At 32.3% G+C, this 13098-nt stretch carries 8 protein-coding genes, 2 tRNA genes and 1 pseudogene; 6 read left to right on the top strand and 5 right to left on the bottom strand.

The genetic code is table 11. The features are described from left to right. Position 1: 1 nt before the first annotated feature. The 3 genes from ACRHNM_RS13115 to ACRHNM_RS13105 all read left to right on the top strand — a co-directional run bounded on the left by ACRHNM_RS13115 (position 2) and on the right by ACRHNM_RS13105 (position 3580). Positions 2-1786: a CHASE3 domain-containing protein gene (locus tag ACRHNM_RS13115; protein ID WP_431137096.1), complete on the top strand. Its 1785-nt coding sequence runs from the start codon at positions 2-4 to the stop codon at positions 1784-1786. 191 nt (positions 1787-1977) lie between these two features. Beyond that, on the top strand, positions 1978-2121 hold the full coding sequence (locus tag ACRHNM_RS13110) for a DUF5670 family protein (protein WP_431137095.1): 144 nt from the start codon (positions 1978-1980) through the stop codon (positions 2119-2121). 442 nt (positions 2122-2563) lie between these two features. Then, positions 2564-3580, top strand: a complete 1017-nt coding sequence (locus ACRHNM_RS13105) for a helix-turn-helix domain-containing protein (protein ID WP_431137094.1) — start codon at positions 2564-2566, stop codon at positions 3578-3580. 116 nt (positions 3581-3696) lie between these two features. Here the strand turns inward: ACRHNM_RS13105 and ACRHNM_RS13100 are convergent. The 3 genes from ACRHNM_RS13100 to mutS all read right to left on the bottom strand — a co-directional run bounded on the left by ACRHNM_RS13100 (position 3697) and on the right by mutS (position 6606). Next, positions 3697-3781: transfer RNA gene (locus ACRHNM_RS13100), tRNA-Leu, on the bottom strand. Between the two features lie 43 nt (positions 3782-3824). Next, positions 3825-3896: transfer RNA gene (locus ACRHNM_RS13095), tRNA-Gly, on the bottom strand. A gap of 97 nt (positions 3897-3993) precedes the next feature. Then, the gene (gene mutS / locus ACRHNM_RS13090) at positions 3994-6606 is read right to left on the bottom strand and encodes a DNA mismatch repair protein MutS (RefSeq protein ID WP_431137093.1); all 2613 of its coding nucleotides are present in this window, start codon (positions 6604-6606) and stop codon (positions 3994-3996) included. Between the two features lie 170 nt (positions 6607-6776). Between mutS and ACRHNM_RS13085 the strand changes: the two are divergent. After that, positions 6777-7301: pseudogene (locus ACRHNM_RS13085) on the top strand (RNA methyltransferase); the annotation flags it as partial. A gap of 584 nt (positions 7302-7885) precedes the next feature. Here ACRHNM_RS13085 and ACRHNM_RS13080 read toward each other — a convergent pair. Beyond that, positions 7886-8371, bottom strand: coding sequence for a GyrI-like domain-containing protein (locus ACRHNM_RS13080; protein ID WP_431137092.1), 486 nt, complete (start codon positions 8369-8371; stop codon positions 7886-7888). Beyond that, the gene (gene folK / locus ACRHNM_RS13075) at positions 8368-9498 is read right to left on the bottom strand and encodes a 2-amino-4-hydroxy-6-hydroxymethyldihydropteridine diphosphokinase (RefSeq protein WP_431137091.1); all 1131 of its coding nucleotides are present in this window, start codon (positions 9496-9498) and stop codon (positions 8368-8370) included. Before folK ends, ACRHNM_RS13080 begins: the two co-directional genes overlap by 4 nt. Before the next feature lie 70 nt (positions 9499-9568). Here folK and ACRHNM_RS13070 point away from each other — a divergent pair, with 70 nt between their 5' ends. Together ACRHNM_RS13070 and ACRHNM_RS13065 are read left to right on the top strand one after the other, a co-directional pair. Continuing rightward, complete coding sequence (locus ACRHNM_RS13070) at positions 9569-10273, top strand: queuosine precursor transporter (protein WP_431137188.1); 705 nt, start codon at positions 9569-9571, stop codon at positions 10271-10273. 115 nt (positions 10274-10388) lie between these two features. After that, entirely contained in the window at positions 10389-13031 is a 2643-nt protein-coding gene (locus ACRHNM_RS13065) for an AsmA-like C-terminal region-containing protein (protein ID WP_431137090.1), read from the top strand. Positions 13032-13098: the final 67 nt, after the last annotated feature.

Genomic DNA, 13098 nt, shown 5'->3' with positions numbered 1-13098 from the left:
TATGAAACCAGCAATTAATCCTTATGTTTTTCTAAAAGTTGTATTTGGCTTAGGACTATTCATAATCTTATGCATTGGTGGTTTTACTTATAGACACATAAAAGTACTCTCTGAAACCAATGCGATGGTACAACATACATACGATGTTAGTATTGAGCTAGAACGTATGTTTTCTCGTATACGTTACGCTGATTTAAGTCAGAGGGATTATTTGATTTCAAAAGATTCTCTTTTTTTTAAAACATTTTTATCACTACATGAGAGAATACCTCACGACTTAGCCAGAATAAAAAATTTAACTGTTGATAATCCTGTGCAGCAGGAAAGTATAATGTCATTGAGTTTTGATGTCATAAATGAACTTAATTTAATGACTGAAACCATTGAGATTGCAAAGTCAAAAGATATTAATTCTAAAGAATTTAGAGCTGTATTTAGAGAAAATAAGGAAAATCGAGACTTGATAAAAAAGAAAATCAGAGAAATGATTGCCTTAGAAAATAAATTGCTAGAAACAAGACAATTAGAAAATGAGAAGTTACTAGGAATTACACCAATCATACTCTATTCAATTTTAATTCTAACGCTTATTTTGTTACTACTTGCCTATGCAAAAATACATGGCGACATAAAATCTTTAAAAGAAACCAATGAAGAATTAGAGATTTTTAAAGCTTCCAGCAATTTAGCTGAAATTGTAAGCAAACATGGCACATGGACTTGGTATGTTGATGACAACATATTCGAATATTCAGACAACCTGTATAGATTATTAGGAGAAGAACCCAAGAGTTTTGAACCAAAGCTAGATACTTTTTTCTCTTATGTACATGAAGACGATAAAGAACGTCTATCTAAACATGTTGAAAAAATGATGGAAGAAGAGGAATTACCTTATGTTAGTTTTAGAGTTGTTCATAAAAATGGTGACATAAAACATTTAAAATCATATGGGAAATTATTAATTAGTGAAGATGGCTATAAGCAAATACTGGGTACCACTACAGACATTACTGATGAAGTTCATAATTACGAAACCATACAGAAACGAAATCAAGAATTAGAACGAAATAATAAAGAACTATCTACATTTAATTATGTGGCAAGTCATGATTTACAAGAACCTCTTCGTAAAATTCAGACATTCATATCGCGTCTGGAGATGAAAGATAATGATAACTTGTCTGAAAGCGGGAAATCCTATATCGAAAAAATCAAGTCGTCATCATCTAGAATGCGTTTATTAATTGACGACCTGCTTCAATACTCAAGAACCAGTAACTCTGAACAACAATTTGTAGAGACCAACATGAACATGTTATTAGAACATGCAAAGCATGAACTTTCAGATTTAATAATTGAACATAACGTAAGTATAAAAAGTGATGACCTACCTCCAATGGAAGTGATTCCATTTCAAATACAACAGTTGTTTATAAATCTTTTGAACAATTCAATAAAATACAGACGTAACGAAACAAGACCTAAAATTCGTATCAATTATAAGGAAGTCAAGTCAAATCAAATTGAATATTTGAAGTTTTCATTATATAAATACCATCACATGATTTCTTTTGAGGACAATGGTATTGGTTTTGATCAGGCTTATGCTGATAAAATATTTGTCTTGTTTAAACGCTTGCATGGTAAAAGTGAATATTCTGGAACAGGTATCGGACTCTCAATTTGTAAAAAAATTGTTGAAAACCATAATGGAGTTATCATAGCCAAAGGAGTTCCCAATAAAGGTGCAACTTTTGAAATCTATCTTCCCTTCTTAAAATAACACCTTTATTTTTTACCAAATACTGAAATTATATAACATATTCTTAAAATTATATAACAGCGTCTACATTGTATAAAGCATATTTGTTAGGTACAACATTAAACATAGAATAGAATACACCTACAATTTTTAGTTTTTTCTTATTCTGAATTGCTAGGATTAAGATTCGAATACTACATAAAATTTCCCTTTTGAAGACTTTCTTATCCATCTTAACCGTACTGCTTATTATCATTTGGGCTATTTGTTTTTTCATCTTTGCTTTTGGTCAAATGATACATCTGCTACTTGTATTAGTTCTCCTAATGATTATTCTTCTTTATAAGATAAAATAACTGTTCAGACTATTTAATAGTTATTCTCATAAAAGCATATTAAATTCTCAATTAGATTTTTAATAAGCCTGCTCAATCACCAGTTTGAATTGTATTCTAATTGCACGTTCGTAATCATTTGTGTTTGAAAACTCCTGTTTATCAGATATTCCATACCCAAAAATATAATTATACAACATTATCAAATAATTGTATAACGCATTAAGAGGAGTTATGTAGTTACTTTGTTATCAAGAAAATTAATTGATAAATATTCAGACTATAAATTCAGATGCTAATAAAATCGCAAAACCACTTAGCGAGAGTTGGAAAAAAATTTTCAAGAGCAATAGTCAGAAAAACTTATCCTGGAATTTTAGTATTCCCAAATAATTTTGAAAATAAAATCATTTCAAAATTATAGTAAGAATTAATTACAAATAATAACCAATACAAGAATCTCATGAAAACAATAGACTTAAAAGTAAATACAACAGTATCATTATTTAGCAACCTTAAAAATGAATTAGGAGGTACGCTAACATCGAAATTAAATGAGTACGAATTAATCTTTAATGGTGACTTCGGACATGGAATAGTGAAAGGTATTAAAATGCCAAATAACATTACTTTTTTAGAATTTGATGCAGAGTTTAATACTGACATTCACCTTAAAATTGAAGGTTCAAAAAACTCAATTATAAACTTTCTATACTGTAACAAGGGTAAATTATCTCATGCTTTTGGAGAACAGACTCCAAAACATACCTTAGAAACTTTTCAAACGGGAATTTCAGCTAATATCGTAACAGAATCAAATACACTGTGTTTTTATAAGGGCATTCAAACTAATGCTACTATTATATCTGTAAATACATTTATGCAAGATGCAACGATATGTTCATCAAATGCAATGCTGTATGAAACATTTTTGAAAGACAAAAAAGAAGATTATCTGCATTTAGGATCTTATAATTTAAAAATCACCGAATATATAAAACAATTAAATGCTATAAAGCAGGAAGGAGTTGTTAAATTACTTCTCACAGAAGGTTTAATTAACTTAATTCTAGCCTTAGAAGTAGAGCAGCACAAATTAGATGTTCAAAAGAATCAAGACGCTTTTGGAACATTAACTAAATCTGAAATCAGTGACATTAAAGAATTATCTGATTATATCAATAATTATCCCGAAACTAATATTGGTGTAAATGCACTATGTGCTAAAATAGGTTTAAGTCCTGTTAAAGTTCAGGAAGGATTCAAACTAATGCACGGCAAAACTTTAAACGAATACATACGATATGTTCGAGTTAAAAAATCAGAAGATTTAATCAAAACAACGGATTTAAACATTTCGGAAATCGTGTACACTTTAGGCTTATCTAGCAGAAGTTATTTTTCACACATATTCAAAGACATGTACAATTGTTCTCCTAGCGAATATAGGCAGAAAAACAGGTTAGCTGCAACAGCATAATATATATAATCAAAAAAGCTCTGATGTTGATATCAGAGCTTTTTTTAATTTGAATTAACTTATATCTTTCTATAAAAATAAAGAAAGCCAGAATTAAAATTCTGGCTTTCTTTCAGTACTGAAGACGGGACTTGAACCCGTACGTCCTAAACGGACATTGGATTTTAAGTCCAACGTGTCTACCAATTCCACCACTTCAGCGTTTTAGTCTCGACTGACTAAATTGGTATATTTTTAAGCGTAGAGCGAAAGACGGGATTTGAACCCGCGACCCTCACCTTGGCAAGGTGATGCTCTACCCCTGAGCTACTTTCGCATGAGCAATGTATAAGAACGTTCTTTGTTATTGCGAGGGCAAATTTAAGACTTTTATCAGAAAAGCAAAGCCTTTTTAAAAAAAAACTCAGATATTTTTATGCATGTTTCTTTTTCAGCAACATACGCTTTATTTCATTGAGCTTCATTAATGCTTCCACAGGTGTTAACGTATCGATATCTATATTGACAATTTCATCTTTAATCTGCTCTAAAAGAGGGTCATCCAGATTGAAAAAACTCAATTGCATATCATCATTGAGCGTTTTAACCTTATCTGTCAATTCTTCACTTGAATGTGATTTTTCAAGTTGCTTTAAAATTTTATTCGCACGATGAATTACCTGCTGAGGCATTCCTGCCATTTTTGCGACATGAATTCCGAAGCTATGCTCACTTCCGCCTTCGACGAGTTTTCTTAGAAACAATACATTATCTTTTAACTCTTTTACAGATACATTGAAATTTTTGATACGCTCAAAAGTTTCAGACATTTCGTTTAACTCATGATAGTGGGTTGCAAACAGAGTCTTAGCTCTACTTGGATGTTCGTGTAAATATTCACTAATTGCCCAGGCAATTGAAATCCCATCATAAGTGCTTGTTCCTCGACCAATTTCATCAAGTAAGACCAAACTCCTATCTGATATGTTGTTCAAAATCGAAGCAGTTTCATTCATTTCTACCATAAAGGTCGATTCTCCCATAGAAATATTATCACTGGCTCCAACTCTGGTAAATATTTTGTCGGTTAATCCAATCGTTGCTGTTTCGGCAGGAACAAAACTTCCCATTTGAGCCAGTAAAACAATCAATGCTGTTTGACGCAAAATAGCAGATTTACCAGACATGTTCGGACCAGTAATCATAATGATTTGCTGCTTCTCACGATCGAGATAGACATCGTTGGCAATATAAGGTTCACCATGTGGCAATTGTTTTTCAATTACTGGGTGTCGTCCGTTTTTAACATCTAACTCAAAACCTTCTGTAAGCTCTGGTCTGGCATAATTGTGTTCTGTGGCCAATTTTGAAAATCCGCATAAACAGTCTAGTTGCGCAATAAGCGCTGAATTTTTCTGAACTGGTTTTATATACTGTGTCATCCAGTTGATTAACTCTGCAAACAATTGTTGCTCGATAGCTAAAATACGTTCTTCAGCGCCTAAAATTTTCGTTTCGTATTCTTTAAGTTCTTCTGTAATGTAGCGTTCTGCACTTACCAGAGTTTGTTTTCTAATCCACTCTTCCGGAACTTTATCTTTATGCGTATGACGCACTTCAATATAATAACCAAACACGTTATTAGATGCAATCTTTAGTGACGTAATTCCAGTACGCTCACTTTCGCGCTGTAACATGTTATCTAAATAGTCTTTGCCTGAAGCTGAAAGTTCTCTAAGCTCTTTCAATTCAGTAGAAAAATCAGAAGAAATCGTATGTCCTTTTAAAATATTAACTGGTGCCTCTTCATTTAAAGTCGCTTTAATCCGTTCGCGCAGCATTTCGCAAGCATCCATTTGTTCTCCTAAAAAGTGTAATGCCTTATTTTTAGATTGACTTGCTAATGCTTTAATTGGAACTATAGCTTCCAAAGCATTTTTAAGCTGAACGACTTCTCTCGGACAAATTTTAGCTGTAGCCACTTTTGAAATTAAGCGTTCAATATCTCCTATTTGCTTTAGTTGATGCTGAAACTTACTTAATAAGGTTGCATCTTTATTCAGATATTCAACCACATCATGACGTTGATTTATGGCTTCAATATTTACTAATGGAAACGCTAGCCATCGTTTAAGTAAGCGTCCACCCATTGGTGAAATAGTTTTATCAATGACATCTACCAAAGTCACTGCATTTTGATTGGTAGATTGATATAACTCCAGATTTTTAATGGTGAAGCGATCCATCCAAACATGTTCGCCTTTTGTTAAGCGTTGTATAGAGGCAATATGTTGTAACTTATGATGTTGTGTCTCACTTAAATAATGTAAAATTGCGCCTGAAGCTACAATGCCTTCGTATAAATCTTCAATACCAAAACCTTTTAATGATTTGGTTTTAAAATGTTTTAATAACGTTTCATTAGCGTAATCATCTTGATACACCCAATCTTCTATATAAAAGGCATGAAAATCGTTGCCAAAAGCCGCATTGTATTTTAATTTATTTGGCTTGGAGACTAATACCTCACTGGGTTTGAAATTTTGAAGAAGTTTATCGATATACTCTTCATCACCTTGTGATATAAAAAACTCACCTGTAGACACATCTAAAAAAGACACACCAACGGCATGCAAACCAAAATACACAGAGGCTAAAAAGTTATTTGACTTTGAATGTAAGATATCATCATTTAGAGCAACTCCAGGAGTAACCAGTTCGGTAACACCTCGCTTAACAATGGTCTTGGTTTGCTTTGGGTCTTCCAATTGATCACAAATGGCGACACGACAACCTGCTTTTACCAGTTTAGGCAAATAGGTATTTAAAGAATGATGAGGAAAGCCTGCCAATTCGGTTTCAGTTTCACTTCCTGCACCTCGTTTAGTTAAAATGATATCTAATATTTTTGAAGCTTTTACAGCATCACTTCCAAAGGTTTCATAAAAATCGCCAACTCTAAACAATAATAATGCATCAGGATACTTTGCCTTAATAGCATTGTACTGTTTCATTAATGGTGTTTCCTTTTTTACTTTTTTAGCCAATGGTTTTATGTATTTTTGTGAACATTGTAAGACTGCTAAAGTACTTATAATTTGAAGTTTTAAGAAATGGTAACTTTATAAGTTATCTACAATTACGACTAGATTTTAACAACCACTAAAGGAGATTGCCACATCCTTCGTTCTCGTAATGGCAGTAAGACGATTTTAACATGAGAAAACTAAAAAACAGCGAACTTGACCGATTGAACGTAGATGAATTTAAGTCTGCTGAAAAAACACCTGTCATAATTATTCTTGATAACATTAGAAGCCTTAATAATATTGGTTCGGTATTTAGAACAAGTGATGCCTTCTTAATTAAAAAGATTTACCTCTGCGGAATAACAGCAACACCTCCTCACAATGACATTAGAAAAACAGCTTTGGGAAGTACAGAAACCGTCGATTGGGAATACGTTGAAAACACTATTGAGTTAGTTAAAAAATTGAAAACTGAAGGCATAAAAGTGGTTAGTATTGAGCAAGCTGAAAACGCAACACTACTTCACAACTTTACACCTCAACCCAACACAACTTATGCTTTAGTCTTTGGAAACGAAGTAAAAGGCGTTGCTCAAAATGTAGTTGATGCCAGTGATGTCGTGATTGAAATTCCTCAATTTGGAACCAAACACTCTTTAAATATTTCGGTAAGCTGTGGTGTTGTGATTTGGGATGTGTTTTCTAAACTAAAGACCTTAAGTTTACTATTCTTTTTATTCTTAAACATGAGTTCTTGTAATGAAAAAGTCAAATCTTATGACTTAACAGGTTCAGAAAAAACATACCTCAAAAGAGTCATTGATTCTATGTATGAATTAGATCAAGGCGTGAGACACGGTTTTGGCAAAATTGATTCTTTGTATGGATTAGAAGACGGTTTTATGATGAAACGACATTTTGAAGGTCAGGAACGTTTGGGTAATAAACTTGAAGACTATAACAAACAAATTGATAGTATTTGGTCTGTATTAAAACAAAATGACAGCTTAAATAGTAGGCTATTAATTAATCTCACTAAACAATATGGTTTTCCAAATAATAAAAGATTAGATGTTTATAGGTCAAAAGCCTATTTTTTATTTGTTCATGCTCCGAAACAACATTTTGAAGAAATCACAACGCTCATAAATAAAGAATACGAAGCTGGACGAATATCTGAGTACAAGAAAGGTTATATATTTTGGCATATTAATGGCCGAAAGGGATTGCCTCCAATGAATGGAGAAAATGGGAAAGCCATTTGGATTGATTAAACGAAATACCTGTCAGCTCATACTCATTTCTTCTTAACAGGAATCCAAATATCTTCCTCAATATTCTGAAAGTCAGTGCTGTAATTTTCACTTAAAATTTCAAAATGTACTTTTTGGTCGAGTTGATATTCTGAATTCGGTAACCATTCCTGAAAAATGTAAGCTCGACTTTTTGGAAACTCTGAAACTGAACCTTTAAAATGAAACACCGCATAGGTTCCAGATGGAATGACAATTGAGTCCATACTTTCAGGAACAATATTGAAATTTTCAACCTCAACACCAACCCATTTTTCAAATTCTGAATGCACTTCAGAAGGGTTATAATCCTGACCATAATTTTGAATGGAGAACACATGCTGACCTATTCTAGAAGTTACTTCATGTCGTCTCGGCATAAACAATTGTGCTAATTGTTTTGTTGTCTCACTTATAGTTAAAACAGATGCTTTGGTTTTCATCCCAACAACCAATCGGTTTTTAATAGTGCCAATATGATGCTTCATCATGCATTACAAATTTCGTTGAGCAACCATAAATAATCGCTTCTGTATTTCACAAAATCTTTTTCAGAAACATCAATAATTTTTACATTTAATTCTGATTGATTTTTCAAAAACTCTAAATAACCTGAGTTGATTTTTTCCAGATAGTCATTATCAATATTTTGCTCATAATCACGACCTCTTTTTTTTATGTTTTCCTGCAAACGCTCGGTATTTTGATAGAGGTACACATATAAATCAGGCTTAGCAATGTCTTTATACATTAAATAAAACAACTTTCTGTAAAGTTTAAACTCATCTTCAGGTAAGGTGATTTTTGAAAAAATGAGCGATTTATAAATATCATAATCACTTACCATAAAGTCTTTAAACAAATCTAATTGCGATAAATCATCACTAATTTGCTGATAACGATCGGCAAGAAAAGACATTTCTAAAGTAAAGGCATAGCGTTGTGGTTCTTCATAAAATTTTGGTAAAAACGGATTATCAGCAAAACGCTCTAAAATAAGTTTCGCATTAAAATCGTGTGCAATTTTATGTGCTAAACTTGTTTTACCTGCACCAATATTTCCTTCAATAGCAATATAATTCTGATTAGAAAAATTAAACTGCTTGGTTGGATTCTTCAACCAAATCTTAATAGCCTCAATGTCACTTTTGTCCTGACAAGCTTTAGATAACTCAGCAATAGTTTTCTTTAAAACCGGATGCTTTAACTTAGAAGCAATATCATGTAAAGGATACAAAACAAACTTTCGGTTTTGTAATTCAGGATGTGGTACTTTTAGGTGTTTTGAGTTAATAACCTCATCATTATACAACAAGATATCTAAATCAATCGTTCTTGATTCATAGGTTTCAGAAGTTGTTCTAGTACGTCCTAATTTAGTTTCTATTTGCAACAGCTTGTTTAAAACATCTTCTGCAGAAAAATCAGTTTCTACATACAGACAGGTATTTAAAAAATCATTACCCTCAAATCCGAAAGCTGGTGTATTATAGACTTTAGCGATAATCGTCACCTTCCCTATTTCTTTAAAAATCAAGTCAACAGCGTTTTGCAGATGTTTGAGTCTGTCGCCTTTATTACTTCCAAGAGCTATGTAAACGTGGTTAGGTGGATTCATAATGATTGCCAAAATAATGAAAAGAAATCCGTTTTATCTTATATTTACAGCAAGTATTTATTCACAATTTATGACCTTAAAAGACAAACTTGCTGCCCAGAAAATCTATTTGTTCCTGGCTGCACTGTTTATTACGTCTTTAGTGGTTTCTAATCTGATATTTCAAAAGTTTTTTTATTGGTACCCTTTTAATGTGGAAATTTTTGGTGTGAAGTTGTTTGAAATATCTGTTGGTATTTTACCATACCCTATTACGTTTTTAATTACAGACTTAATAAGTGAAATCTATGGAAAAAAACGAGCAAACCAGGTGGTGATTGCTGGTATTTTTGCTTCGGTATTTTCGTTGTTAATTATTCTGGTATCAAGTTATATGCCAGCAACGTCATGGTCCTATGTTGATGACGAAACGTTTTCAAATGTATTTGGTAATTCAGCAATAGCTGTTTTTGCCAGTATGATTACCTATTTATTTGCACAATTTGTAGACATTCAAATTTATCACTTTTGGAAGCGTCTGACAAAAGGGAAACACTTGTGGCTGAGAAATAATTTTTCAACCTGGTGTTCTCAGTTTGTAGATACATTTACCATCTTAACACTATTGAGCGCATTTGGTATTATTCCATGGGAAAACTTTAAAGGCTTACTTTTAAGTGGCTTTTTATTCAAAGTTTTAGTGGCTGCATTGGACACTCCTTTTTTATATTTAGGTGTCTTTCTTTTCAGAAAGCGTTTCAATTTAAAAGTTAACGACGAAATTCAACTTCTCTAAACAGACATTATTCTAACCAAATGGGTTAAAGTTTTACTAAACTTTAATATAGATTGGGCTAAAGTAAATCACGCATCGTATATATTTACACTCAAATTAGTACAGATATTATTTTATGAAAAAAGCACTCAAAATTATAGGTATAACTCTACTCATTATTTTTTTCCTTTTACTGGTAATCCCTTTTGCATTTCAGTCACAAATAAAAGATATCGTGAAGCGTTTTATCAACCAAAACCTTAATGCACAAGTTGAATTTAGCGATGTGAGTTTAAGCCTAATTCGTAGTTTTCCTCAGGCTCATGTCGAAGTCGATGATCTGGTGATTACTAATTTTAAACCCTTTGAAGGCGAAACATTCGCAACGGCAAAAAACATTTCGTTCACCATGTCGGTTAATGAACTTTTCAAGACCTCCAGTGAAGAACCTATTGTTGTGAACTCTATAAATGTTAGTGAAGCTTTATTAACCCTTAAAACTGATGCACTGGGAAATAACAATTACGATATCACGAAAGAAAATGATAACGCTTCAGCGCAAACAGAAGGCAGCAGCAATAGCTTTTCTTTCGATATTGAAGACTACAATATTAACAATAGCGCAATTACGTATTTAGATGCCATTTCAAACATAGAACTCTATCTAACAGAATTAAACCATTCTGGTCATGGAACCTTCTCTATCGAAAATTCAGAACTCGATACCAAAACCACAACTAACTTGAGTTTGAGTATGGATAGCACTAAATATCTTAACAACAATTCTATAAAACTAGATGCTTTAATTGGATTAGACTTAAACAATCAAAAATATACTTTTAAAGATAACAAAGCTTACATCAACCAATTACCTTTAGAGTTTAAGGGTTATATTCAGTTAATTGAAGAAGGTCAAGACATTGATATTACTTTTGAAAATCCTGGATCATCTTTTAAAGACTTTTTAGCTATTATCCCTGAAACCTATTCTAAAAACATTGAATCTGTTGATACTTCGGGAGATTTTAAAGTAAGTGGAATAATAAAAGGTAAAATCACTGATGAGACCATTCCAACTTTAGACATTCATATTACGTCTAATAACGCGTCTTTTAAGTATCCTGATTTACCTAAACGCGTGAGTAATATTACAATTGATACAGCTATTAAAAACGAAACGGGTTTAGCAGATGACACTTATGTAGACATTAAAACACTCAATTTCAAAATTGATAATGATGTGTTTAAAGCGTCTGCTAAATTAATGAATCTAACTAAAAACCTATTTGTTAATGCAGATATAGACGGTACACTTAATCTTGAAAACCTAACCAAAGCTTACCCTATTGATTTCGACAAGCAACTTAGTGGAATTTTAAAAGCAAAACTCAACACTCAGTTTGATATGAATGCTATTGAAACCAATGCGTTTACTCGTATTAAGAATAATGGTTCAGCCAGTATAACAGATTTTGTGTTTTCTTCGGAAGACATCGTAAATCCGATTCAAATCAATAAAGCTGATGTAACATTTAATCCTGGTAATGTTAAACTTAATAGTTTTAACGCTAGAACAGGTACCAGTGATTTTTCAGCTACAGGGAATATTAAAAATCTGCTTGGATTTTTATTAAGCGATAAAAAATTACAAGGAAACTTCGACGTGAACTCTGATAATTTTGTCCTTAGCGATTTTATGGTTGAAGACGAATCCGTTTCAGATGCATCAAACAAAACCACATCAGACGCTGAATCTCTTAAAATTCCTGATTTCTTAGACTGTACCATCGATGCCAATGCTAAAACTGTAGTTTATGACAATCTGATATTAAATAATGTAAAAGGAACATTATCTATAAAAGACCAAGAGGCTAATCTTCAGAATATGACCAGTAATTTATTTGACGGTCTTGTGGCAATAACTGGAAAGGTGTCTACCAAAACAGACACACCTGTTTTCAATCTTAACCTTGGAGCTGACGGATTTGATATTGCTAAATCTTTTAAAGGCTTAGATTTGCTTCAAAATTTAGCACCAATTGCAAAAGCCTTACAAGGAAAGTTAAACACAACTATAAATCTTCAAGGGACTTTAGATAATGAATTTTCTCCTAACCTCAGTACAGTTACAGGTAACGCGTTTGCTGAATTATTAACGACCAACATAGACCCAAAAGAAGGCACTGTTTTAAGCAAGCTTGAAGGCGCTTTAAGTTTTGTAGACTTTAGTAAGCTGGATTTAAAAGACCTAAAAGCAAATCTTGAATTTGCTAATGGCAAAGTAAATGTAAAACCTTTCGATTTAAAATATAAAGATATTGGCATTCAGGTTTCAGGCTCTCATGGTTTTGATAAAACATTAGATTATAACGCTGTGTTTAATGTACCTGCAAAATATTTAGGTAGTGATGTTAACCGCTTAATAGGAAAAATAAATGACAATGAAGTGAATGCAATTACCATTCCTGTAACTGCAAACATCACAGGTAGTTATACAAGTCCGAATATTAAAACAGATTTAACCAGTGGTGTTTCCAACCTTACTAAACAACTCATCGAAATTGAAAAACAAAAATTGATTGGAAAAGGAAAAGATCAAATTAAAGATGCTTTAGGTGGACTTTTTGGCGGTAACAAAAATGAAACACCTCAAGATTCAACTTCTACCAAAACGGATAGCACCAAAGCTAAAGATCCAATCAAGGAAGGCGTAAAAGGAATTTTCGATAATCTTTTAAAGGGTAATTCTAAAAAGAAAGATTCTACTAAAAACGAGTAAGATTTAAGTTAAAAAGTTAAAGAAATTATAAAAAATAGTGATTTTCATGTAATTTTTATAAAGAATT

This window comes from Psychroserpens mesophilus, from assembly GCF_050617655.1.
GTDB classification, from domain to species: domain Bacteria; phylum Bacteroidota; class Bacteroidia; order Flavobacteriales; family Flavobacteriaceae; genus Psychroserpens; species Psychroserpens mesophilus_A.
This window is presented reverse-complemented; position numbering and strand designations above follow the sequence as displayed.

What these genes read in the sequence shown, in the direction of transcription:
- ACRHNM_RS13115 (WP_431137096.1), top strand. Translation starts at nt 2, where the DNA reads ATGAAACCAGCAATTAATCCTTATGTTTTTCTAAAAGTTGTATTTGGC.
- ACRHNM_RS13105 (WP_431137094.1), top strand. Translation starts at nt 2,564, where the DNA reads ATGAAAACAATAGACTTAAAAGTAAATACAACAGTATCATTATTTAGC.
- ACRHNM_RS13080 (WP_431137092.1), bottom strand. Translation starts at nt 8,371, where the DNA reads ATGATGAAGCATCATATTGGCACTATTAAAAACCGATTGGTTGTTGGG.
- folK (WP_431137091.1), bottom strand. Translation starts at nt 9,498, where the DNA reads ATGAATCCACCTAACCACGTTTACATAGCTCTTGGAAGTAATAAAGGC.
- ACRHNM_RS13070 (WP_431137188.1), top strand. Translation starts at nt 9,569, where the DNA reads ATGACCTTAAAAGACAAACTTGCTGCCCAGAAAATCTATTTGTTCCTG.
- ACRHNM_RS13065 (WP_431137090.1), top strand. Translation starts at nt 10,389, where the DNA reads ATGAAAAAAGCACTCAAAATTATAGGTATAACTCTACTCATTATTTTT.